Origin of the sequence: Mucilaginibacter segetis (assembly GCF_016522075.1) — a bacterium.
Classification (GTDB): domain Bacteria; phylum Bacteroidota; class Bacteroidia; order Sphingobacteriales; family Sphingobacteriaceae; genus Mucilaginibacter; species Mucilaginibacter segetis.
In genome coordinates this window covers 1,595,947-1,620,431 of sequence record NZ_JAEHFW010000001.1, presented here as the reverse complement: position 1 = coordinate 1,620,431, position 24,485 = coordinate 1,595,947, and the positions used below count along the sequence as shown (strand labels likewise).

Sequence of the window (24,485 nt, the reverse complement as noted above, 5' to 3'; positions counted from 1 at the left end):
CAATTATCATTTAATCTGAATGTATTTTCCGGGCATTTTGTCATCACTGATAAACCACGCCGGATTTCCGTTTTTATCACGTCCGAGTTTCGCACCGGGAAGGGGCGGCACATTCCTGTCATCGTATCTTTTTTCTACAAATGGTGCGGCAACATCAGCAAAAGAATCACTTGAGGGTATGAACTCAGCGGCAACTAATTCACTTACCGATTCTTCAAAACATTTTATTATAGTGTCTATGTCGGCCTGTGTATGTGCATCAGTCATAAAACAAGGGAAACCATCCCAAATATGAATTCCTTTTAACCTCATTTGTGTAAAAAATAATTCGCTGTAAGGATATTCTTCTCTATATTTCAGCTTCCATAAAGAGCCATATTGTGCCACAAAGCATGGCGTATTATATTTTTGACAAATTTCATTCAAGGCTTTTACGAGGTAAGTGGTCTTATCAGTTAGACCCTGTTGTAAGTTGGGGCCTTTCTCTTTCATATAAAGTAACGAGGCCTTTGTAGCTGCAAGCGCCAGGGGATGCCTTACAAATGTACCTGCAAAGTAAGTAACACCGGCTTCCGGCGTAGAGCTATCCCCGTATTGCCAATATCCCCCATCAAGTGCATCCATATATTCCTTAATACCAGCTATTACACCCACCGGTAAACCACCGCCAATTACTTTGCCGTATGTGCCTATATCTGCTTTAATGCCCAATATAGCCTGCATACCTCCCGGATGCATTCTGAAACCGGTAATAACTTCATCAAATACCAACGCGGTTTTAGCTGCAGCGGTAATTTTTCGTAATTTTTTTAAGAAATCAACAGGTACAAATTCAGGTCGACGGCTTTGTACTACCTCCACTAATACCGCAGCTATTTCGTGACCGCGCTCTTCAATTATCCGCAGCGATTGCTCTGTGCCATAATCCAGTATCAGCATATTCTGTACAGCTTCGGGCATAATACCCGGAGCTGCGGGAATTGTACGTAGCTTTTTGGTGCCGCGTACTATAACCTCGTCCATTATACCATGATATGAACCGCTAAATGCAACAATAATAGAACGACCTGTTACCGTACGTGCTATGCGCATTGCGCCTAAAACGCCTTCAGAGCCTGTACTGCAAAGTGCAGCACGATCAAATCCTGTAAATTCACAAAGCAGATCACACACCTCACCTGCTAATTCATGCTGTGGCCCAATTTCGTAACCTTTTTCCAATTGCTCCTGTATAGCTTTTTTTACAGGCTCCGGTTGATAACCGAGCATATTTGAGCCAAAACCATTTAAGGCGTCAATATATTCATTACCATCAATATCCCATAAGCGACTACCTTTCGACTTATTTACAACTATCGGGTAAACTATCTCTTTTGTAAGTGGCCTAAAGCCGCTCACTACCCGAGGATCGGCCATGTAAGACCTATGCTTTTGAGTATGATCTTTACTACCGCGCGTTTTCTTATTGTAATCAATGACAAGCTTTTCTAAAAAAGCTTGTTGCTTATCATTTAACCCCTGTACATGCTTTTCTATCCGGGCTGTTGCTCCAAAAGGTTTTTTTGCTTCTATATGTTCTTCAGGTGTAAGATCGAACTGTGAAACAGCAGACAGCGCATGGCCATTTGCAGAGGGTTTTGTCGTTGTTGATGGGCGGATGGCTTGATGATTCCCATTTTGTAAGTTGACAACCTGGTTGGCTAAAGCTTGTAATTGTTGGGCTATCATATCCAACGCAGGGTTGGCCCCGTTTATGCCTGCCGGGGTAATAATTTGATTATGCGATTGTAAAAATTGAGACGTAACCTCTTGTTGATAGCTATCTGCGGGTAAAACCTCATCAAGGTAAAGTGCTAATGATTCCAACGAGCTATAATCTTCAAAAAGCTTTCTGAAAGTAACAGGTACATTAAATTCCTTTTTAAGATTAGTAGCGATTTGTGTGAGCAAAAGCGAATCAAAGCCTGCCTCAACAAAGCTGACATCTGTACTATCTATATCAATTCCTGATGCATTTTCAAAGATCGCTTTTAGCTTAGGAATTAATGTATTTTTTCTATCCGCCATAATTACGGGTATTTCGGTTGAATTTTCAATTAGCGTTTCTGATTTAACCTCAAAAGTTGGCATTACGGTATTAACAAGCGTTGCAGGGTTTACCCAGGTACGCTTTCTGTCAAAAGCATAAGTTGGCAAGTCAACCCTTAAACGGTTTTGCTCACCGTAAAAAGCTTTCCAATCCGGCTCAATTCCGTTAAGCCATAATAATCCTAAAGCTTTTAAAACTGAATTATATCCAAATGGTTCTTCTTTTGTAAAACCAGCAATAACCTTCACCTCTTTACCGGCAGTTTGCTGGCGAACTAACGTAGCCAAAACATTTCCCGGTCCAACTTCCAGTAGTATACGGCTTTCGTCTTCGGTTACAAAGGAAACAGCATCGGCAAAACGTACCGTATTTCTTAAATGCTGTGCCCAATACGTGGCGCTTGTAGCTTCCTTTTCGCTCAGCCATTTACCGGTAACAGCCGATACTATCGGTTTTACAGGCGGATTTAATTTTATTTGCTTTACTATCGCCTCAAACGGCTCCACAATATCATCCATCATAGCGGAATGAAAAGCATGACTGGTCTGCAATAAACGACTTGCGATATTTTGTTTATCAAGCAGTTCAGAAAACTTATTAATTTCTTCCGTCGCGCCCGCAACCACGCATGTTTTACTGGTATTAATAACAGCTATTGAAAGTGTATCCGGCAATATCGCTTTTAGCTGTTCCTCAGGCAATCTGACAGAAAGCATATTTCCTGCTTCGGCTTTACTAACTATTTCTGCCCTTGCGCCTATTAACTTAACAGCGTCGGCTAACGAAAATACTCCGGCAAAATGTGCAGCCACAAATTCTCCAATGCTATGTCCGGTAAGTACAGTTGGCATAATGCCCCAACTCATCCATAGTTTAGCAGTTGCATACGATATTATAAACAATGCCGGTTGAGTATAGAGTGTATTTTTTAGAGCAGTTTCAGCCTCATCTTTTGTACTATTATTAAATATTACTTCCAAAATATTCTCCTGTATGGTGTGTTTTAAATATGAAACACACTCATCTACCGCTTCTTTAAATACTATTTCCTTTTCGTACAAGTCTTTTCCCATATTCACAAACTGCGATCCCTGACCAGGAAAGAGAAAAACAACTTCGTTGCCCTTTATCGTAAGTTTGTTTGAATTTACACCATCAGTAGCAGAGAGTTTATTGATAAGATCATCTCTACTGTCAGCTAATACAAAAGATCGTTGATTAAAACTTTCTTTAGTGTTTTGTAACGTATAAGCTATATCCGCAATTGAAACCTCAGGATTACATTTGATGTATTCTGCTAGCTTCTCCCGATAGTTTTCGGCACTGTTCTCGGTTTTTGCAGACCAGGAAATAAGTTGAACATCGCGCCCGGCAGAACTAACTTTAGGGGCTTGTAAGTAATCTGCTAATATTACATGAACATTAGTACCTCCAACACCAAATGAACTTATTCCTGCTATAAGTTTTTCCCCATTACCCCAATCAGTCAATTGTGTATTAACATAAAAAGGGCTGTTCTCAAAGTCAATATTAGGATTGGGAGTGTCATAATTTATGGAAGCCGGAATTTGCCGGTGGTGTAAGGAAAGCGTAGTTTTTATAAAACCTGCTACGCCCGAAGCGGCTGTTAAATGGCCCAGGTTGCTTTTTACAGAACCAATTGCACAATACTGTTTTTTTTCTTGCTGACCAAAAGCTAATTTAAGCCCTTCTATTTCTATTGGGTCACCCAGTATAGTTGCCGTACCATGCGCCTCAACATAACTAATATCACCCGCGGAAATGCCCGAATTATTGATTGCCATTTTAATTGCTCCGGCTTGTCCGGTTGCATTAGGGGCTGTGAAACTTCCTTTACCCGCACCATCATTATTTAATCCTACCCCTTTAATAACAGCGTAAATAGTGTCGCCATCCTTTTCGGCTTCGGCGAGGCTTTTTAACAACACCACCCCAGCCCCATCGCTAAACACTGTCCCGTCACCTCTGGCATCAAATGAACGACAATGTCCATCGGCGCTCAGCATTGTACCTGCTTGATACAAATGCCCGCTGTTTATTGGAGATGTAATTGATGCCCCACCAGCCAAGGCCACATCGCACTGGCCAGATCGAATACTTCCCACCGCCTCTGCAATGGCCAGCAATGAAGTTGAACAGGCTGAGTGCACACTTATTGCCGGGCCTTTTAAATTCAACTCATAAGCGGTACGGCTGGCAATGTAATCTTTTTCGTTAAGCGTAGTAACTAAAAATTCGCCAACATTATTTATCAATTCCTTGTTTGATATTACATTGTTAATGTAATAGGTATTGTTACCACAACCGGCAAAAACTCCTACAGATCCTTTATACTTCGAAGGCAAATAGCCGGTTTGTTCCAACACCTCCCATGCTATCTCTAAAAAGATACGTTGTTGAGGATCCATCAATTCGGCTACTTTTGGATTCAATCCAAAAAACGCTGCATCAAATTCATCAGCCTTGTTAATGATCCCGCGAGCTTTAACATAGTTAGATGCGTTTTTTATTGAAGAAGGAATATATGGATCTAACTCGGCGTCAGTAAAAAATTTAATTGTTTCTCTACCCTCTATTAAAATATTCCAAAGTTCTTCAATAGTATCTGCCCCGGGGAATCTGCCTGCCATTCCTATTACAGCTACATCCGTATTGTTTTTTGCAGGTGATTTTGGTAATACGACTTCTGTTGCTGTGTTACTTTTACCATCTAAATGAGCTGCTATACCGCTGATAGTCGGCAATTGGTATAATTTTGTTACGGGCAATTGGTAACCAAATTGCTTCTTTAATGCGGTTATAGTTTTTAAAGCTATAAGCGAATTTCCACCAAGTTCAAAAAAATTATCATTAATGCCAATATTCTCTAACTGAAGCAGATCATTCCATAGTTCAGTTAACCGCTTTTGAGTGTAAGTAGATGGTGGATGGAATACGTTGTTTAATTCTGGTCTTTTTAAATTGGGTTTTGGTAATGCATTCCTGTCAACCTTTCCGCTCGTTGTTTTAGGCAATTCGTCAAGCCACACAAAAGCCGACGGCATCATATAATCAGGCAGTTTCTGCTCAATAATATCTCTAATTTGGGCCGTATTGCCTTTACCAAGCATTGAAACCAGGTAAGCAACAAGTCTTTTGTCACCCGGATTATCTTCTCTGGCTATAACTACCGCCTGCTGAATGCCGGGCAGATGGTTTAGTAATACTTCTATCTCTCCTATCTCTACTCTGTTACCCCTTATCTTTACCTGGGTGTCCTTACGTCCTAAATATTCAATATTGCCATCGGTTAACACACGGCATAAATCACCACTACGATAGATGCGTATAATTTTACCCGCGTATTCCCAATCAATAAATTTCTCCCCGGTAAGATCTTTTCTATTCAAATAACCTAAAGCCAGGTTGGCACCGCTGATACACAACTCACCTACTTCACCATCAGGCAGTAATTTAAGCTGTTCGTCAAGCACAAACATCTCCGTATTATCAATAGCCTTACCTATAGCAGGCAATAATGACCAATAGTAAGGCGATCCCTCTAAATGTAAAGACGTGCTTGTAACACTCGCCTCTGTTGGGCCATACATATTATAAAAATCGCATTGAGGCAGGGCAACGAAAAATCTTACAATTTGGGGCGTTATTTTTAACTGTTCACCAGCTGTGATAAACTCCTGCAAACTTTCAGGATAGAATTTTTCAACATCTGCCGCTTCGGTAAAATATTGCAAAGCAACAAATGGCAATATCATGCGGTTCACTTGTTGCTCGTCTACGTATCTTAATAAACGGTATGGGTCCAAACGACGCTCGTTGTCCACTAATACAAGTGTACCGCCAATGGTTATGGTGCAAAATATCTCTTTTACCGACTCATCAAAACTCAAAGGTGCAAATTGCAAAGTGCGGTCTCCATCCCTGAGTTTTGAGTGCTTTTTATGCCACAGGATAAGGTTGATAACACCTGAATGACCAACGCAAACACCTTTGGGTTTACCGGTTGATCCGGAAGTATATATCACATAAGCAACAGTCGTTTTTTTATTGTTTGCAGTAAATTCTACAGTATCATAATATTTATCCGAAGGAAGAATGTTAATTGACAGATGTTTGAATAAAATATCTTCGTTAGACGGAGCTAAACATAAGCTTACGCCAGAATCATTTATAATTTGCTCGAGTCGGTCTTTAGGATAGGTTGGATCAAGTGGCAGGTAAGCCTTACCGCATTTCAGGATAGCCAAAACACTAATAATAGTTGCGATACCACGACTTGTACTTACACCTATTATTAAAGATTCGGGAGCGATTTGGCTTATTTCGCTTGCCAGATGGTCAGCTTTGGCATTTAATTGGGCGTAAGTAAGTTTTTCATCATCAAACTGTACAGCAATAGTATTCGGCGTTTGTTCAACTTGTTGCTCAAATAATTGATGAAGAAGCAATTCATCAGAATTGCCCAAATAACTATTAGCTGATAGAATATCCATTTTAATACACGAAGTTCAGGTTCTAAATTTTCCATCTTAAATTAAGATCGAAAAACGGCATTAATATAGAGATTTTAGTTGTAGGGAGCACATAGAATTCTCCAAAATTTTCATTTTAATCTACAGATAATAACTATAAGCATATCATGAATAGCGTATAACTTTCAATTAAAGTGAAAGTTAATTTATTGCTGCAAATAACATTGTTCATTTTGTTCATTCGTAAAAAATCGTTTAATACTGATATCTAAAGCGGTAATTTCAGGCGTTTTTTAAACATCTTTTAATATTTATTTAACAATATCACTAATTTTTACATGAGTAACGAAAACAATTCATCAAGCGGACCTGAAGGAACAATCCCTGTAGATTATGCCATACAATTGGCTGAAAACTGGAGAAACTATTTAGTAACTTCTCAACAGGAATTTAATATTAAATCATTTTCAATTCCAATTATTGACTTTAAAAACATCCTTTTATATAACCCTGATGCAGAAGCAGTAAGAGCATATATTGGGTTAGAGTCACCTAATGATCCAAAAACAGCAAAATTAATGCTGGTACCTGTGGTAGATGGCAAAGATATATTAGTAATAGTTCCGGATACCGATGGTGGTGTTGGCGGCGACGGACAAAGCAACGTATATGATATGACGCAGCCATGCCCTCCGGAATGTGATACTGAAAGCGATTTATGCCAATAATTTATGACAAATATTTATAAGCTTTAATATATTTAAGGCTTATAAATATTGTTATGTTTAACTTTTACAGACTTTATACACACTATATTATTCCATCTACAGCTTTATTGCCAATATTCTTTGCAGTTTTTAAATATAAATATCTGCCTAAGGCATTAAAAGTTATATTTTGGTATGTACTTATTTCTGCAATTATTAATCTTATTAATCGCATCTACATAATCTACGGTGGCAATTCTATTTTAATTTATCATCTTTATGGGATTTTTGAATTTTGTTGCTTGTCATTATATTTCATGATTTTTTATGATAAAAAAAAGAGAAGACAGTTAATAGCCATTGCAATAACATTCGCTATCCTATGTATCATAAATTTACTTTTTATCCAAAATAAGGAACAATTTAATAGCTATACCAGACCTATCGGGGCTATATTGATAGCTTTATATAGTATGCAATTATTGTTTAAACAAAATGATAGTGATACTAATGTAAATTGGGCGGATAATTGTTATAATTGGATAAACACTGGCTTGCTTCTTTACTACGCAAGTGGTCTTTTGATGTTTGTATCTTCAAATTACATTTTAAAAGCAAACCATACTTTAATTCATATTATTTTCGGCGTTTCTGAAAGTATATTAGCATTGGAGTATATTTTGTTTGCTATAGGTTTTTATAAATGCAAAACAAAAACGACAATATTTACATCTTAATAATTTTAGGCATAGCAGGGACATTTTTACTTGTTGTTTCTTTTATATTATACTCCATACGCAATCAAAATAAGCTTTTAAAACAACGACAGAAGTTTCAACAGGCGGAGATTGCTCATCAAAAAGAGCTTTTACGTGCGGTAATTGAATCACAAGAGGCCGAGCGAAAACGTATCGGGCAGGATCTTCACGATGATGTAGGTACAATGTTATCCGGACTTAGACTCATTATTGAAATGTTTAAACCTAAAGATGAAAATGATGTGCATCACGTAGAGTTTATTAAGTCGAGCAAAAACACTATTGATAAAATAGTAAAAGATGTACGTAATATCTCTCACAACTTATCTCCTACTACCCTGGCTTATTACGGATTGGTGGCAGCAATAACCGAACACTGCACTATAATTAACCAGTCGGGTAAATTAGATATCGCTATATTGAACAATGCGGATAATGAATTAGGTAATTTAGATAGTCATACCGCGACCGCAATATATCGGGTTTTAGAAGAGTTATTAAATAATACCATTAAACATTCAGGGGCTAGCAATGCTAATATAAAATTCTTCTCAGATGAACAATATTTAAAAATTATCTATACTGATAATGGCCGGGGTTTGTCTCAGCAAGTTACTTCAAAAAAAGGAATGGGTATGCAAAATATAGAAAGCAGATTGCTTAATATTAACGCCGACTTTAAATTGGGGAATTATAATGATAAGGGATTTTCCATAACAATTAATTACCCTGTTGTTTAAACTATTTATGAATAAAATTAACGTAGCAATAGTTGATGATCAGAATTTATTCCGACAGAGCCTTGCGCTATTAATTAACTCAGTAGAGATATTCAAACTTGCAGGTGACTATCCGGGTGGAGAGGCGTTTATTGAGGCATTAAATTCGACCGATATAAAAGTTGATGTTGCAATTATAGATCTTGACATGCCAGGAATGAATGGTGTGGAACTTAATAAAATACTTCATAAGAAATTTCCTAATATAAAAATAGTTATACTATCAGTACATATTAACGATTTGCTTATTACTCAATTGATAAATGCGGGTGCAGCTTCCTATATGGCCAAAAACTGTGACAAAGATGAACTTACCCTTGCGATAAAAACAGTTTATCAAAAAGGATTTTATTTTAATACCGAAGTTTTAAGGGCAATACGGCTTAGCTCCAACCATAAGCATAATGTAAACAACACTTTTGATAAAATTCCTGTGGCCTTATCTAAACGTGAAAAACAACTGCTTCAACTTATTTGTAAAGAATATAACAATTCGGAAATTGCTGAAGAGCTGTTTCTAAGCGTTCGCACTGTTGAGGGACATCGCAAGCGGCTCATAAATAAAGTGAATTGCAGGAATACCGCAGGTCTCGTTTTATTTGCTATAAGGTACAATCTTTTTCAACTATCAATTTAACAGAAGTATCTCATCTATAACATAAAAAGCTCCGTCTTATGCGGAGCTTTTTATCATTTATGAAACATAATTTATCGTACTTCAAATTTGTAGCCAACACCTTTTACAGTAGCTACGCAATCGTCTCCTAATTTTTCACGGAGTTTACGTATGTGCACATCGATGGTACGGTTTGTTACCACTACTGAATCTTCCCAGATGTTTTTTAATATTACTTCCCGGGTGTAAACCTTTCCGGGTTTTGATGCAAGTAAATAAAGCAGTTCAAATTCTTTTTTTGCTAAAACTACCTTTACTCCATTTTTATAAACCAAATATGCTTCTCTGTCAATAACAAGGTCTCCTATCTCCAGTTTGTTATCTGCAACTTCTTCGGGTGTTGAATTTCTGCGCAGTATTGCGTTAATACGGCTCACTAATGCTCTGGGTTTTATAGGTTTAGCTATGTAATCATCGGCTCCTACGTTAAAACCTGCTATTTCAGAATACTCCTCACTACGCGCGGTTAAAAAAACCATAAAGGTGTTTTTAAATTCGGGCATGGTTCGCATAATACGGCAGGCTTCTATACCGTCCATTTTAGGCATCATTATATCAAGTACAATAAGATCAGGAAGTGTTCTTTTGGCCTCAGCTACGGCTTCCTGCCCGTTACGTGCAGAATAAACCTGATATCCTTCTTTTTTTAGATTATACTCAATCAGCTCTAAAATATCAGGTTCATCATCAACTATAAGTATTTTTTGCTTTCCGGAGGTGCTCATGTAAGGTTAATTTTTTTGTATAAAAGTATAATCTTAAAAGCAGCTAACGGTTAATTTCATATTAACAAATTGTTAAATATCACTTTAAGTTAACTATTTATTCAGGCTTATTAAATATTTTGTTTAAAAATTCTTCAAGATCAGCACCGGTTACATTTTTTGCAACAATAACACCCTGAGGGTTAATAATAAAATTAGATGGAATTGCTTCCACCTTATACAACAATTCAGTAGGTCCTTCAAAACGCTTTAAGTCAGAAACGTGGGTCCATGTAAGCTTGTCTGCCGCAATAGCCTTCTCCCAATCTTTTTTATCAGTATCAAGCGATATTCCCAAAATATTAAAACCTTTGGATTTATATTTATTATACTGCTTTACAACATTCGGATTTTCCTGCCTGCATGGTGCGCACCATGAAGCCCAAAAATCCAGCATCACATATTTGCCTTTATAATCAGATAATTTTATTGGTTTACCATCAATACCGGCAGCTGTAAATTCAGGAGCTTTATGGCCGACCGAAACAGGCTTAATCGCCTCCATTTGTCTGATGAAGATTTGTACACCCGGATTATCTTTAAAATCATCCTTTATATCATCAGCATAAGCAACCAGTTGTTGTTCATACTTATACTGATCAAGAGAAGTTGCTGCGTAAAAAGCGGCTAATGATTTTTTATTATCAGCTATAAATTTTAAAACCGCGTTACTGTAGTCGGTAATATTTTTTTGAAATTGAGGCATGTAAATACTTAATAATGAGTCAGACTCATGTCCAAGTGCTTGTGCTTTTGTACTGTATTCGTCAGACAAAATGCTATTTTTTTCGCCGTAGTAATTACTGATCTTGTTAAATTCTTTTATTTTTTCAGAGGTTTCTGATCCTGATACATTATATGCGTGTGATATATCAGACATATCGGTGCTGAATTCAATATCATCGCCATTTTTAGCAATAAAATCAAAGATATTATTACCTATACGTAGCTTAAATAAGTTAGCGTATGGGGCCTTATGTTTAAATTGAAATTTGTTTTTTTCGCTTAACGTGGTTGAGTCAACAATAATTATTTGTGTGCTATCAGCTTCAAGCAGGTAAACCATTTTCAGATCGCCGGGATTTTTAAGTGTTCCTGAGATTGTAAAGTCATCACTACTTTTACATGATATAATAAAAAGAGCGGATAAAAAGGCGATAAAAGTTATAAAACGTTGTTTCATTTATTTAGATTCTAATTGCTTTATTAAAAGTTGATTGGTTTTTTTAGGATCTATTTTTCCCTTGGAGCTTTTCATGATCTCGCCCATAAACAAGCCTAAAACGCCTTTCTTTCCTTTTTGGTATTCTATTACCTTATCAGGAAATTTGGCCAGGGCAGACTGTATAAACTGCTCTACTTCTGATCTGTCTTCGCTTATAAATAAATTAAGTTCATTAGCTATATCAATAGCTGATTTATGTGGAGATGCTATTAGTGCCGGGAAAAGTTTTTGTGCTGCCAGAGTGTTGTTTACTTTACCTTCATCAACTATTTTAATTAACTGAGCCAGGGTTTCGGGTTTTAAAGTAAAATTAATTATAGATAAATTATTGTCGTTTAAATATGATTTAACAGCACCCATTAACCAATTGGCTGCGGCTTTATAATTTTGGGTAAACAGGGTTACAGCATCAAAATAAGCTGCGAAGTCTTTATCCGATGTAATAACTTCGGCGTCATAATCACTTAAACCAAATGCTGTAACATATTTAGCATAAAGTTCGGCCGGAAGCGACGGCATGCTTTCACGAATAGATGAAAGATATACTTCGGTAAGCGTAACGGGTAACAGGTCAGGTTCAAGAAAATATCGGTAATCATTGGCCATTTCTTTGGAACGAAGTACAGAAGTTTCACCGGTATCCGCATTAAAATTAAGAGTATTTTGACTTATATGCCCGCCACCTTCAATAATTGATACTTGTCGTTCAAATTCATGTTCAATTGCACGCTGCACATTGCGTATCGAGTTAAGATTTTTAACCTCACAACGGTTACCAAAAGATTTCGCACCCTTTAATCTCACGGATATATTGGCATCACAGCGCATACTGCCTTCTTCCATATTACCGTCGCATATGTCAAGGTAACGTAACAGCCTGCGTATTTCTGTTAAAAACAAGCCGGCTTCTTCGCTGCTACGCATATCAGGTTCCGATACTATTTCTATTAAAGGTACTCCTGCTCTGTTCAGATCAATAAGTGAAAATTGATCATGCTGATCGTGCGAACTTTTACCGGCATCATCCTCCATGTGAATATGATGAATAGCCAGATCTTTTATAGAACCATTGGCCAGCTTTACTTTAATACTACCGCCAAGGCACACAGGATGCTGGTCTTGCGTGGTTTGAAAACCTTTAGGCAAATCAGCATAGAAATAATTTTTACGAGCAAATGTATTAGTGAGATTAATAGAACAATTACAGGCAATGCCCATTTTTATCGCATATTCCACCATCCTTTTATTGATACGTGGTAACGTGCCCGGATGCCCTAATGATATAGCACTGACATGATGATTAGGTTCGGCACCAAAAGCTGCCGAATCTGAGGAAAATGCTTTACTTAATGTGGATAATTGCGCGTGAACTTCTAATCCTACTACTAATTCGTACTTATCACTTACGCCGCTCTTCAGAACTGCCATATTATATTTTAGCTGCTGTCAGCATTGATCAAACTTGTCAAATATAACGTTATTAGTTATTTTTTATAGGGATTTTTTGCCTTTTAATGAACATGCTTGAGGCTGACTAATGTCTGTGAAAGGTCAGAATTATATATTTTATGCAAACCAACTTTTATGAAGACTGTTTTAAAAATATTAGTTATTAAGCATTGAAGTATAAACAATGGCAACTGTAGAAAACCTGATTAAACCCACATTTAAAAAGGCAGGTTCTGATGACTTTTATAAAGAGCTCCTTAAAGAAGTACAACGAAAGGTATTGCAAAACAAAAGCATACAAAAACAGATCATCATAAAGTCTATCTTATTTATAACACTATATTTTACCTTTTATAGCTGTATATTACTATTCGGTAATTATACCCGCCTGCTATTTTTATTTTATATTTTAACGGGTATAAGTATGATACTCGTTTTCTTAAATACCTTTCATGATGCCGCCCATGGTGCTATATTTAAAAAGCGTAATTATAATGAATGGTTAACCTATGTGTTGGAACTTTTTGGTAGCAATAGTTATATATGGAAAAAACGCCACCTGGTTTTACACCATCCGTACCCGAATATGCAGCATTGGGATATTGATGTAAAGCAGAGTGATATTTTAAGGATTTTTCCGGAAAGTAAATGGTTCGGCTTTCATCGTTACCAGCATATATACATGTGGTTCATGTATTTTTTATATACATTAAACTGGCTGCTCATAAGAGATTTTAAAGATTTTTTTGGATTGAAGGACAATTATCTTAAAAGAGTAGTACGTATTCCCAAAATTGAATATTATAAACTTTTTCTTGCGAAGGCCTGCAATTTATTTATAATGTTAATATTACCGATGCTCGTTCTTGATCAGCCATGGTATACTATTTTAGCCGCCTTTTTTATAATGCATTTTGCGGCCAGCGCTTTTGGAGTAACCGCGCTACTTTCAACTCATGCAGATGAAGATGCAATATTCCCTTTACCACCTGATAATGGAGAAATTGATATGAGTTGGGCAATGTATCAGGTTGCTGAAACTAAAGATTTCAGTACTGAAAGCCGGCTTGCAAATATTTTATTCGGTGGTTTTAATCATCATGTGGCCCATCATTTATTCCCCACTGTAGCTCATACCTATTACCCGGCCATCACACCTATTATTAAAAGGTATGCAAAAAAATATCATCTCAATTACCGCTCTTATTCGCTGCCGGCGGCTATAAAATCGCACTTTATGCTGCTGAAGAAAAACGGCCAAACAGAAAATCTTTTTGTTGCCGGAGAACTGTAATGTAAGCGCTTAATTAAACCATAAGATGTGCTCCCAGTCTATTAAACAGGCACGATAGTTAATTATGCGTGTTATTTAAATTTATGATACTATGAAAAAGATATTTGTAAGCTTGATCCCCCTTTTATTAATATTAACGTTAACATCGTCTAAAACAAAAGCACAGGTAAGTGTAGACTTGCATATAGGCGCATGGAATCCCCCTGTTGAATACGCATCGGCAGATTATTACTACTTGCCGGATATAGAAAGTTATTATTATGTGCCAACACACCAATTTGTATTTCTAATAAATGGCCAGTGGGTATTCAGAAATACCTTACCTTACCGTTATCGTTATTATAATATAAATAATGGCTATAAAGTAGCCGTATACAGGCCGCATCCCTATCGTTATTTTTCTCATGACAGACGCATCTATGCCAAATACAGAGGTAACAGAGGCCATCAGGTTATTATAAGAGATCATTACAGGGCAAGACCCAATACACGAGTAGTAAATCGTACACGTTACACCCCTCATAACAGAACTGTAACGCATACCAGGGTTACTCACAGATCTCCGGGTGCGCCGCATTCCAGAACAGTAACCCGCACAAGGGTTACCCACGCACCAAATCACCATACTACACGCCGGGTAACCAGCCGTACACATGTAACTATTCGCGGTCACGGCAACAGTAGTCATGGTGCATCAAGAGCACATACCAATGGCGGACATGGCGGAAACCGTGGTCACCACTAAAAATAATATGCTTATTAAACAAGAAAGCCGCTGATAAAGCGGCTTTCTTGTTTAATATTTGGAATAGTAAGCATTTACAATATATAGCTTTTTGCTTTTTCTAATACTGCGGATAAACCACTTACATCACTGCCGCCGGCTGTAGCGAAAAACGGCTGCCCGCCTCCGCCACCTTTAACCAGTTTAGCAAGTTCTTTTACAATATTACCGGCGTGTAAACCCTTTTCTTTCACCAGATTTTCAGCTATCATTACAGTAATATTTGGTTTCCCGGCTATATCAGCAACTAATACCAAAAAAAGATCATTAACAATATCTTTTAAATGGTAGGCCAATGTTTTTATAGCATCGGCATTGGGTAATTCTACCTGTTGGGCTATAAAGTTTACCCCATTTATTTGTTCGGCTTTTTTAGCCAATTCATCTTTTAATCCGGCGGATTTTTCCAGAACAGACTTTTCTAATTCTTTCTTTAAACGGGTGTTTTCATCCAATAGGGATTCAATGCTTTTAGTTACATCTTTCGGGTTTTTCAAAAGCTCTTTAACCTGCTGTACCAGTCTGGCTTGTTCGTTTATGTACAATTCTGCAGCTATTCCCGAAATTGCCTCTATACGGCGCACCCCGGCAGCTACAGCACTTTCTGTTACTATTTTAAAATAGCCTATCTGCCCGGTCGCTTTAACATGCGTGCCGCCACATAGTTCTTTACTAAAGGTTTCATCAAAGGTGATAACACGCACATGGTCACCATATTTTTCACCAAAAAGAGCGGTTACACCACTGCTGATGGCCACATCATAAGGTACATTTCGTTCCTCTTTTAATGCTACGTTCTCCCTTATCTTTCCGTTTACTATGGCTTCTATCTGCAACAGTTCTTCGTCGCTTACTTTTGCAAAGTGCGAAAAATCGAAACGAAGATAATCGGCACTTACGAGCGAACCTTTTTGGTTTACATGTGTACCTAAAACCTGTTTTAAAGCAGCATGCAATAAGTGCGTAGCGCTATGGTTATTTTCGGTACTGTTGCGTTGCTGCTGATCTATTATCGCGGTTAAGGCATCTTCCAAGGTATCGGGTAACTCATCTGTAAAATGAACGATCAATCCGTTCTCTTTTTTAGTATCTGTTATCTCTATAATTTCTCCGTCAGGAAATACCAGTTCGCCTTTATCGCCCACCTGGCCACCGCTCTCAGCGTAGAAAGGTGTTTTATCTAAAACAATTTGATATTGCTCTTTACCCTTAGCTTTTACTTTACGGTATTTAACAATGTGAGCTATGGTTTCGGTTTCATCGTACCCGGTAAACTCAACAGGCACCTCCTCTTCCATAACCATTACCCAGTCGCTGGTATCAATGGCAGTGGCTGCACGTGAACGTTGTTTTTGAGCTTGAAGAGCATCATTAAAACCACCCATATCAATAGATAGTCCGATTTCACGAGCCATCAATTCAGTTAAATCAATTGGAAAACCATAAGTATCCGAAAGTTCAAAGGCAAAATCGCCTTCAATTAATCCTTCGTCTACAAATGGCAAATCATCTGAATTTTTAAGTTTTTTTAATTCATTTTTACGTTTTTGTAAATACTCTTCAAACTTATTAATCCCATTCCCTAATGTTCTTAAAAAGCTTACCTCTTCTTCTAAAACCACCTTCTGCACAAAATCTTTCTGGTTCCACAATTCATCAAACACACCTTTAAATTGTACTGCTAAAAGCGGCACCAACTGGTTCAGGAATGGTTCTTTAAAATCCAGGTATTGGTACTGATACCTTACCGCACGGCGCAATATCCTACGAATGACATAACCCGCCTTGTTGTTGGATGGCAATTGTCCATCTGCAATGGCAAAACTTATCGCACGAATATGATCAGCCAGCACACGCATGGCCACCGCATCGTTCCAGCCATCTTCACCGGGTTTAGCTTCGGCATAATAGGCTTTTCCGCTTTTGTCTGCAATAAATTCTATTAATGGTTGAAAAACATCGGTATCATAATTTGAGCTTTTGCCTTGCAGCACACGCACCAGGCGCTCGAAACCCATACCGGTATCTACATGCTTGTTAGGTAACGATTGTAGCGATCCATCTTTTAAGCGGTTAAACTGCATGAAAACGTTATTCCATATCTCGATAACCTGGTCATGGTCGGCATTGATCAGGGTAGCGCCGTCAACTTCCGTGCGTTCATTATCAGGTCGGCTATCAAAATGTATTTCGGAACACGGCCCGCATGGTCCGGTTTCACCCATTTCCCAAAAATTATCTTTTTTATTACCGGGCAATATATGAGCTTCATCTACATACTGTTTCCACAGATCGTAAGTCTCCGTATCTTTTTCCAAACCCTCCTTTTCGTCACCTTCAAAATAGGTTACATAAAGGCGGTTCTTATCCAGCTTATAAACTTCGGTAAGCAGCTCCCAGCTCCAGGCAATGGCTTCCTTTTTAAAATAGTCGCCAAAGCTCCAGTTGCCCAGCATTTCAAACATGGTGTGGTGATAAGTATCTACCCCCACTTCTTCCAGATCGTTATGCTTTCCGCTTACCCGCAGGCAACGTTGTGTATCAGCCACACGCGGGGCCTTTGCGACAGCTTCTCCTAAAAATATGTTTTTAAACTGGTTCATCCCCGCATTAGTAAACATCAGAGTTGGATCGTTTTTAACAACAATAGGTGCGCTGGGTACAATAACATGTCCTTTAGAAGCAAAAAAATCAAGAAATGTCTGGCGTATTTCGGTAGCTGTCATAATGCTGCAAAGTTAATTAATAGTCCGAAAGTCGGGAAGTCTGAATAACGGTAAGTGAAAAAATCTTTTTATGGTTATATGCAATATAACCTTACAAAATTTCACTCATATTTACTTGCGGATTTAATTAAACGATTACCTTTGTATATGCCTTATAAAGAACGCGAGATCAGTAAGATGTACTACACCATGGGTGAGGTATCGGCCATGTTTGAGGTAAACCAATCGCTGATAAGATTTTACGAGAAAGAGTTCGATATTTTACAGCCAAAAAAAAATAAAAAGGGCAATCGTTACTTTACTGCCGAGGATATCGAAAACTTTAAGATGATCTTTCACCTCATCCGCGATAAGGGATATACTTTACAAGGTGCCAAAGACCAGTTGAAAAATAATATAGGTGATACCCGCGATAACCAAAAAGTGATTAACTCGCTTGAAAATCTAAAAAAATTCCTGCTCGAAGTGCGGGATGAGTTGTAATCCGGTTGCAATACCTTATTTTTATTCCTGAAACTAAACTTTAACAATTCTTCGGGAATACAAATGAGGGCTGATCATAAAGGGGAGCTTCCTGCGCTATTTTTAATATTTCCTTTTATTGCCGGCATTAGTGTAGGTTTAAAATATCCTACTGCCAATGCTCCCTTTATTTTAGTTCCTCTTCTTACCTTATGTTTTTTGTTTATTTTATTTAATTGGGGCTACAATAAGTTTAATATTTATAAAAAGCGATGGTTGGGTGGTCTGTTAATTACCCCTATCCTGTTGCTGTCCGGGTGGCTTATTGTATTACAACATTATCAGCTTAATCATCCTGATCATTTTTCGAAAACATCATCGGAGTACCTGGTAACAACTATAAATAATGAACCTGTACAAAAAAATGGTTTAACCCGGTTTATTGCTGAAGTAAAACAAATTGGGTATGCTAAAAAAGCATCACCCGCAACTGGAAAAATACTTGTTACCATAAAAGATAGTGCGGCTAAAATACTATGCTATGGCGATGAATTATTGATACCCGCCAAATACGATGAAGTTTCGCCTCCGCTAAATCCGGGTGAGTTCAATTACAAGCAGTATCTGGCACATAAAAACATCTATCATCAGTTATTTTTATATCCGGGGCAGTATAAAGTAGTAGATACTAATTGTGGTAATCCGGTTATTGCCTATGCGTTACAGTTAAGGCAAAATTTAGTTACGAAACTAAAACGTAATATGCATGATACTACTGCCATTACCGTAGCATCCACCCTTATATTAGGCTACAAGGCGGATTTGAGTAACGACATTTTACAGGCTTATTCTAAAACAGGCACCATTCATATCCTGTCGGTTTCAGGCGGGCATGTCGCTATTATTTATTTGCTACTGAGTTGGCTATTATCTTTTTTAAATGGTAATAAAAGAGGCCGGGTGTTTAAGGCAATACTTATTATTATGTTTATATGGGGTTATGCCTTGCTCACCGGATTTTCGCCGGCTGTAACCCGGGCAGCACTAATGATAAGTTTTATTATTACAGGTAAAACTTACAGCAGGTATATAAACACACTAAATATCCTGGCTTTTTCGGCATTCATTTTATTATTAGGCGATCCGTTTCTTTTAACTGATGTTGGCTTCCAACTATCCTACCTGGCGGTAACCGGATTAATTTTGCTGCAACCTATAATTTACAAATGGATTAGCTTTAAAAATAAATGGACAAATAAGCTCTGGTTAATTTGTTCGGTATCAATTGCCGCCCAAGCCGTAACTTTCCCGTTAAGCGCTTATTACTTTCATCAGTTTCCCGTATATTTTTTATTAAGCAATGTACTTATAGTACTCCCGGTTAGTATTATAATGTATACAGGAATATTACTGCTTTTGCTGCCACAAATAACTTTCGTATCAAATTGGCTGGGATATATCCTGGAAAAAACAATATTAGCAATGAACAGCATGCTCCATTTGGTGGAAAACGCACCTGCAGCAAGCATTAATAAAATATGGCTTACCAGTACGGAGTATATATTGTTATATATTATAATGGTAAGCTTCTTCGCTTTTTGCTATAAAAAAAGTAAATGGAAATTAGTTGTATTGTTGTTCTCTGTATTGGTTTTAGCTTTTAGTGTCGGCGTAAAAAACATATCGGGCCAGCAAATCCGGTCAGTTACTTTTTTGAGTCTGCGTAAGCATCAGGGAATTGTATTTAAAAATGGCAATGAAGGCGTAGTATTGACCGATTTGCCCGAAACAGATAAGAGTTTCCAATACAGTATACAGCCTTGTCTGGATAGTAGTCGGATTTATAATTATAAGATTTATACTTTTAGTGATAACATCAGGACTAAATACTTAGCAAAACAAAATGATCTGATCCAATTTCTCAATAAAAAAATGTTCCTGTTAAACTCAGGCGGTAAATCACAGTCAATACCGCAAAGTTTAAAACCACATTATATATATTTAGCCAAAAATTCTATTATTGATCCGGAAAACATAGAAGAAAAATCAATATTCATTATTGATGGTACTAACAATAACTCGCACATAGACAGTTTAATAAGCTTATTTGGCCATAAAAGGATAAATTATAAGTTATTATCACGTAACAAATCAGCTACTTTCCTATCTAATTAAAAAATAAAAATTAAAACTAAAAAAAACTTGCACACAAGTTAATTACACACTAAATTGTATTATAAAATCAAACACATGAAAATTAAATTATTTACGGTTGCTTTAGGTATGGTATTATCTGCAACAGCAATTACTGCAAGTGCACAAAAGAAAATTGATGAGGGTGTTGCCACCTTTGATATGAACATGCAGGGACAATCTGTGGAAGCTAAACATTATTTCACAAAAGATTCAAGCGCTGTTGCTTTTTCAGCCGGACCTGCAAACATCAGGGTTATCTCTGATGCAGGCTTTAAATATTATGCGGTTATAGTAGATGTACCTGTGGCCTCAATAGAAAAAGCAGCTATTGCTAAACCTGCAGAAGTAGAAGAAGTAACTTCTAAATTTCCGGTTTTAACATTTGCACCAACTACCGAAACAAAGGTTATTTCGGGATTTAATTGCAAAAAGGTAGTAGCTACTGATACCAAAACAAATAAAACATATGATATATGGGTTACTAATGATATATCGGTTCCGAGTACTGGTTTTTCAAAATACTACGAAAAAATTGGAGGTTACCCGGTACAGTTCACAACTTTCCAGGATGGTCAAACTTCTGAAGTGACAGTTAAAAGTGTTACTGCTGAGAAAGCACCCGCAGGTACTTTTGGTATCCCTGCCGGATTTGACAAGATAACTTTAGATGATCTTAAAGCAATGAGCGGCGGCGGAAGATAAACCGCTAATTCAAAAATTAAAAAAGTCCCGGTAAATATTTACCGGGACTTTTTTAATGCTAATTAATTCCTGATGCCAGATTAGCTACCCATCTGCCAAATAACTCCGTTTCAAAAGCCACTGCTTTTTGTGCATGTTTTTCCCATTCGGGAGAAAAGTTCTGAAGTTGATTGATCATTTCTTCTAAATGCCCTTCTTCTTCCAGGATTATAGATTTTACATTTACCTTACTGTTAACCTTATCCAAAGCATCCTGATAAACAGGATACAATTCATCTGCACGTACTTCAATAGCATAGGTCACTAATAAATACGCAGCAAAACGCAGTTCCGCACCGGATAACTTTAGTTCGCTTTTCAGATAACGGCATACATCAATATCCAACTGATTAAGATAGTATTTGCTAAATGCCGGGGCGAGTAAATATTCTGTAGAATAAGTAGGGCATTGTTCGCCTGTTTTATCAATCTGTTTTTTCAGATAAAATGCATGGCGATGTTCTTCAGCAGCGTGTTTTAAAATAATATAAGTAACCGTAGTGGGATCTTCGCTTGCGGATATTTTTCTAGCGCCTGTATTTTCCATTAACGAAAGTGTGTTTAACCACCTTGCATGTAATTGATTGTCCTGTATAATTTTAGGTAATATAGTATTCAGTTCCATAATTAAATATCATCAAAAGCCTGCTCAATTGTGCTGTAAATATAATTCAGCTCCGTATCGGTAATGCAATATGGCGGTAAAATATAAATAATGTTTCCCAGGGGACGTAATATTATACCCGCCTTTAAAAAATACTGATAAAGCTTATCACGCAGGCCGCTAAAGTACGAAGTATTATCTCCTGTTTCCCATTCTATTGCCAATATGGTACCGGTTTGCCGTGTGCTTTTTACCGATTTATTGCCTTTTATTTTCGTACTAAATGCCGAATGCATTGCACAAATACGATCAATGTTTTGTTGTGTTGATGGTTCTAAAAAAAGATCAAGACTCGCCAAAGATGCTGCACACGCAACCGGATTGGCAGTATAAGAATGTCCATGAAACAGTGTTTTTAATTTATCGTCAGACAAAAATGCATCATAAATATCCTGCGTACAGGTGGTTAAACCAAAGGCCATAGTGCCTCCGGTCAATCCTTTTGAAAAGCACATTATATCTGGTTGTTGCTGTACATGATTACACGCAAAGCTTTTACCTGTTCGGCCGAATCCGGTGAATACTTCATCAGCTATTAGTAAAACTTTTTCGTTATGGCAATGTGACATAATCTCCTGCAGAAATTCCGGCTCATACATGATCATACCTGCAGATCCTTGAACCAATGGTTCAAAAATAAAACAAGCGAGTTCTTTATTTAAAGAGGTAATATGTGATTTAAGAGAACTGATATTACTTTCATTAGGCAGGTCAATAAATTCTACCTCAAATAATAAACTGTCAAACGCAGCGGTAAAAGCACTGCGGCCACTTACAGACATTGCCCCGAAGGTGTCACCATGATAAGCATTTTTAAATGCCAGTATTTTGGTGCGTCCCTGCCCCTGGTTACTCCAATATTGCAGGCACATTTTTACAGCTACCTCTACAGCAGTTGACCCGTTATCAGAATAAAAAGCCTTTTTCTGATTGTCGGGGAGGATTTTCAATAATCTTTCAGCTAATTCTACCGCTCCCGGGTGTGTAAAGCCGGCGAAAATAGCATGTTCAAGTACATTTAATTGCTCCGCAACCTTTTTGGCAATATAAGGATGCGAATGTCCGTGTATGTTAACCCACCAGGATGAAACCGCATCAATATAACGCTTGCCATCTTCTCCAAACAAACAAGTTCCTTCTCCTTTTATTATTGGTATAGGTGGCGCTGCAGTTTTCATTTGGGTATAGGGGTGCCATACGGTTGCTAGATCTCTCTCTGTTAAATTCATAGTTCTTTTATTAAAAGTTCGGCAACATACTGATCAATTGGGAAAGTAAGGTCACATGGTTTTAAATCCGACAATTTAACCCATCGGAAAGATTGCAATATATCGCCCTCACCATCAAAATCAAATACCAGTGTTTTTGCCGCAAAAGTAATATCGCTTGTATTTTTTACGCGATAATAAACGCTGATAAGCTGTGAATCGTTAAACGCTGATTTTACAAAAAAATCTGTTGTGTAAAAATGAGCTGTTATCTCCACACTCATATTACACTCTTCCATAAATTCTCGCTTCAACCCTTCAATAAGTCCCTCTCCATACTCCAGTCCGCCACCGGGAAATTTGGAAAAGCGCATGCCATATTCCTGCTCGTCGCTTATTAATAGCTCATTATTATTATTAATAAGCAATCCATAAACACGTACATTAAAGCAAGGCTTATTACTCATAATGTTTTTTATTTCTCATTACTATATCCATTGTCCAGGCAATTTCCTCCGTTTTTGCTTCCGAGCGGATAGGGCAATTCGGCATGCTACAATAATGACAGCAATCAGGGATGCAAGGGTCAGTATGTATAAATAGTTCAGTTGTTATGCCGGCCTCTTTATTGATCATCTTGTCCACTAATGATACCTCTTCGTGAACACGGTTAAGGTCAAAATAATTAGGAAGGGTAAGATGACAATCTATATGCAGTTCGTTACCATATTTTTGCGCACGTAAATTATGTACATCTATCCATTCATCTCGCCGTTGCTCGCTTAATACACGTATGATCTCGGTAACAATTTTAAAATCCGTTTCATCCATTAATCCCGCAACAGATCTGCGGATAAGTTTGTATGCAGTAAAAATGATATAAAGCCCAACAAAGATTGACAGTGTGCTATCTAACCATAAAATTCCAGTAAAGTTTATAAGCAAAAGGCCGGCCACCAAACCTATGCTGGTTATAGTATCGGTAAGTAAATGTCTTCCATCCGCCTCAATGGTTATTGAATTCAGATCTCTGCCTTTACGAATCATGTAATAACCTAAGAAACCATTTATAGCTCCGGTAACTCCAATTATTACAACGCCATATAACAGATCGTGAATAATCTCCGGATAAAGTAAGCTGTAAAACGATTTTAATATGATGATAATTCCGGCAATTCCAATAAGCGCTCCCTCAATAAATACGGAGAAATACTCCACTTTGCCATGACCGTAAGGGTGGTTTTCGTCACGGGGAATAGATGCCAGATATATGCTGTAAAACGCGAAGGAACTTGCCACTACATTTACTATACTTTCCGCGGCATCGGTAAGTACAAAATTGGAATTGGTTAAAAAGTAGGCGCCAAATTTCATAATCATTAGCACAGCACCTGTAATGAGCGATATTAATATGATACGTTTCTGCTCCTTCAAAACCTTTTTATTTACGGCAAACTTACATAAAATTTT

General features: G+C 37.5%; 18 protein-coding genes. 9 read left to right on the top strand and 9 right to left on the bottom strand.

What is annotated here, in order from left to right; genetic code table 11:
* Positions 1-6: 6 nt before the first annotated feature.
* A complete protein-coding gene (locus I5M19_RS07400; protein ID WP_200065566.1) occupies positions 7-6,603 on the bottom strand; it encodes a polyketide synthase in 6,597 nt (2,198 codons plus the stop codon).
* A gap of 317 nt (positions 6,604-6,920) precedes the next feature.
* Between I5M19_RS07400 and I5M19_RS07395 the strand changes: the two genes are divergently transcribed.
* From I5M19_RS07395 to I5M19_RS07380, 4 genes are read left to right on the top strand one after another with little or no spacing between them, the layout of a single operon-like run.
* The gene (locus tag I5M19_RS07395; protein ID WP_200065565.1) at positions 6,921-7,310 is read left to right on the top strand and encodes a hypothetical protein; all 390 of its coding nucleotides are present in this window, start codon (positions 6,921-6,923) and stop codon (positions 7,308-7,310) included.
* 53 nt (positions 7,311-7,363) lie between these two features.
* A complete protein-coding gene (locus I5M19_RS07390) occupies positions 7,364-8,026 on the top strand; it encodes a hypothetical protein (RefSeq protein WP_200065564.1) in 663 nt (220 codons plus the stop codon).
* Positions 7,993-8,787, top strand: coding sequence for a sensor histidine kinase (locus I5M19_RS07385; protein ID WP_200065563.1), 795 nt, complete (start codon positions 7,993-7,995; stop codon positions 8,785-8,787). The genes I5M19_RS07390 and I5M19_RS07385 overlap by 34 nt, the downstream gene beginning before the upstream one ends.
* A gap of 7 nt (positions 8,788-8,794) precedes the next feature.
* Complete coding sequence (locus I5M19_RS07380; RefSeq protein ID WP_200065562.1) at positions 8,795-9,463, top strand: response regulator; 669 nt, start codon at positions 8,795-8,797, stop codon at positions 9,461-9,463.
* A 71-nt stretch (positions 9,464-9,534) separates the two neighbouring features.
* Here I5M19_RS07380 and I5M19_RS07375 read toward each other — a convergent pair whose 3' ends face one another.
* The 3 genes from I5M19_RS07375 to gatB form a co-directional block, all read right to left on the bottom strand.
* Positions 9,535-10,227: a response regulator transcription factor gene (locus I5M19_RS07375; RefSeq protein ID WP_200065561.1), complete on the bottom strand. Its 693-nt coding sequence runs from the start codon at positions 10,225-10,227 to the stop codon at positions 9,535-9,537.
* Positions 10,228-10,324: 97 nt separating this feature from the next.
* Complete coding sequence (locus I5M19_RS07370; RefSeq protein ID WP_200065560.1) at positions 10,325-11,449, bottom strand: TlpA disulfide reductase family protein; 1,125 nt, start codon at positions 11,447-11,449, stop codon at positions 10,325-10,327.
* Entirely contained in the window at positions 11,450-12,919 is a 1,470-nt protein-coding gene (gene gatB / locus I5M19_RS07365) for an Asp-tRNA(Asn)/Glu-tRNA(Gln) amidotransferase subunit GatB (RefSeq protein ID WP_200065559.1), read from the bottom strand.
* A 205-nt stretch (positions 12,920-13,124) separates the two neighbouring features.
* Between gatB and I5M19_RS07360 the strand changes: the two genes are divergently transcribed.
* A complete protein-coding gene (locus I5M19_RS07360; protein WP_200065558.1) occupies positions 13,125-14,234 on the top strand; it encodes a fatty acid desaturase family protein in 1,110 nt (369 codons plus the stop codon).
* Between the two features lie 91 nt (positions 14,235-14,325).
* Positions 14,326-14,979 carry a hypothetical protein gene (locus tag I5M19_RS07355; protein WP_200065557.1) on the top strand — a complete coding sequence of 218 codons (654 nt, stop codon included), beginning with the start codon at positions 14,326-14,328 and terminating at the stop codon, positions 14,977-14,979.
* Positions 14,980-15,053: 74 nt separating this feature from the next.
* Here the strand turns inward: I5M19_RS07355 and alaS are convergent, their stop codons facing one another.
* Positions 15,054-17,744: an alanine--tRNA ligase gene (alaS, locus tag I5M19_RS07350; RefSeq protein ID WP_200065556.1), complete on the bottom strand. Its 2,691-nt coding sequence runs from the start codon at positions 17,742-17,744 to the stop codon at positions 15,054-15,056.
* 147 nt (positions 17,745-17,891) lie between these two features.
* Here alaS and I5M19_RS07345 point away from each other — a divergent pair, with 147 nt between their 5' ends.
* From I5M19_RS07345 to I5M19_RS07335, 3 genes are all read left to right on the top strand, one after another.
* Positions 17,892-18,227: a MerR family transcriptional regulator gene (locus I5M19_RS07345; RefSeq protein WP_200065555.1), complete on the top strand. Its 336-nt coding sequence runs from the start codon at positions 17,892-17,894 to the stop codon at positions 18,225-18,227.
* 63 nt (positions 18,228-18,290) lie between these two features.
* On the top strand, positions 18,291-20,381 hold the full coding sequence (locus tag I5M19_RS07340; protein WP_200065554.1) for a ComEC/Rec2 family competence protein: 2,091 nt from the start codon (positions 18,291-18,293) through the stop codon (positions 20,379-20,381).
* Between the two features lie 75 nt (positions 20,382-20,456).
* The gene (locus tag I5M19_RS07335; RefSeq protein ID WP_200065553.1) at positions 20,457-21,104 is read left to right on the top strand and encodes a hypothetical protein; all 648 of its coding nucleotides are present in this window, start codon (positions 20,457-20,459) and stop codon (positions 21,102-21,104) included.
* 58 nt (positions 21,105-21,162) lie between these two features.
* Here the strand turns inward: I5M19_RS07335 and I5M19_RS07330 are convergent, their stop codons facing one another.
* From I5M19_RS07330 to I5M19_RS07315, 4 genes are read right to left on the bottom strand one after another with little or no spacing between them, the layout of a single operon-like run.
* Complete coding sequence (locus tag I5M19_RS07330) at positions 21,163-21,768, bottom strand: hypothetical protein (protein ID WP_200065552.1); 606 nt, start codon at positions 21,766-21,768, stop codon at positions 21,163-21,165.
* Between the two features lie 2 nt (positions 21,769-21,770).
* Positions 21,771-23,036: an adenosylmethionine--8-amino-7-oxononanoate transaminase gene (gene bioA, locus I5M19_RS07325; RefSeq protein ID WP_200065551.1), complete on the bottom strand. Its 1,266-nt coding sequence runs from the start codon at positions 23,034-23,036 to the stop codon at positions 21,771-21,773.
* Positions 23,033-23,482 carry an NUDIX domain-containing protein gene (locus I5M19_RS07320; RefSeq protein ID WP_200065550.1) on the bottom strand — a complete coding sequence of 150 codons (450 nt, stop codon included), beginning with the start codon at positions 23,480-23,482 and terminating at the stop codon, positions 23,033-23,035. Before I5M19_RS07320 ends, bioA begins: the two co-directional genes overlap by 4 nt.
* Positions 23,475-24,449, bottom strand: coding sequence for a cation diffusion facilitator family transporter (locus I5M19_RS07315; protein WP_200065549.1), 975 nt, complete (start codon positions 24,447-24,449; stop codon positions 23,475-23,477). Before I5M19_RS07315 ends, I5M19_RS07320 begins: the two co-directional genes overlap by 8 nt.
* Between the last annotated feature and the right edge of the window lie 36 nt (positions 24,450-24,485).

Bases quoted from the DNA above. Each gene is read 5' to 3' on its own strand.
- I5M19_RS07400 (WP_200065566.1), bottom strand. From the start codon at position 6,603: ATGGATATTCTATCAGCTAATAGTTATTTGGGCAATTCTGATGAATTG.
- I5M19_RS07395 (WP_200065565.1), top strand. From the start codon at position 6,921: ATGAGTAACGAAAACAATTCATCAAGCGGACCTGAAGGAACAATCCCT.
- I5M19_RS07390 (WP_200065564.1), top strand. From the start codon at position 7,364: ATGTTTAACTTTTACAGACTTTATACACACTATATTATTCCATCTACA.
- I5M19_RS07385 (WP_200065563.1), top strand. From the start codon at position 7,993: ATGCAAAACAAAAACGACAATATTTACATCTTAATAATTTTAGGCATA.
- I5M19_RS07380 (WP_200065562.1), top strand. From the start codon at position 8,795: ATGAATAAAATTAACGTAGCAATAGTTGATGATCAGAATTTATTCCGA.
- I5M19_RS07375 (WP_200065561.1), bottom strand. From the start codon at position 10,227: ATGAGCACCTCCGGAAAGCAAAAAATACTTATAGTTGATGATGAACCT.
- I5M19_RS07370 (WP_200065560.1), bottom strand. From the start codon at position 11,449: ATGAAACAACGTTTTATAACTTTTATCGCCTTTTTATCCGCTCTTTTT.
- gatB (WP_200065559.1), bottom strand. From the start codon at position 12,919: ATGGCAGTTCTGAAGAGCGGCGTAAGTGATAAGTACGAATTAGTAGTA.
- I5M19_RS07360 (WP_200065558.1), top strand. From the start codon at position 13,125: ATGGCAACTGTAGAAAACCTGATTAAACCCACATTTAAAAAGGCAGGT.
- I5M19_RS07355 (WP_200065557.1), top strand. From the start codon at position 14,326: ATGAAAAAGATATTTGTAAGCTTGATCCCCCTTTTATTAATATTAACG.
- alaS (WP_200065556.1), bottom strand. From the start codon at position 17,744: ATGACAGCTACCGAAATACGCCAGACATTTCTTGATTTTTTTGCTTCT.
- I5M19_RS07345 (WP_200065555.1), top strand. From the start codon at position 17,892: ATGCCTTATAAAGAACGCGAGATCAGTAAGATGTACTACACCATGGGT.
- I5M19_RS07340 (WP_200065554.1), top strand. From the start codon at position 18,291: ATGAGGGCTGATCATAAAGGGGAGCTTCCTGCGCTATTTTTAATATTT.
- I5M19_RS07335 (WP_200065553.1), top strand. From the start codon at position 20,457: ATGAAAATTAAATTATTTACGGTTGCTTTAGGTATGGTATTATCTGCA.
- I5M19_RS07330 (WP_200065552.1), bottom strand. From the start codon at position 21,768: ATGGAACTGAATACTATATTACCTAAAATTATACAGGACAATCAATTA.
- bioA (WP_200065551.1), bottom strand. From the start codon at position 23,036: ATGAATTTAACAGAGAGAGATCTAGCAACCGTATGGCACCCCTATACC.
- I5M19_RS07320 (WP_200065550.1), bottom strand. From the start codon at position 23,482: ATGAGTAATAAGCCTTGCTTTAATGTACGTGTTTATGGATTGCTTATT.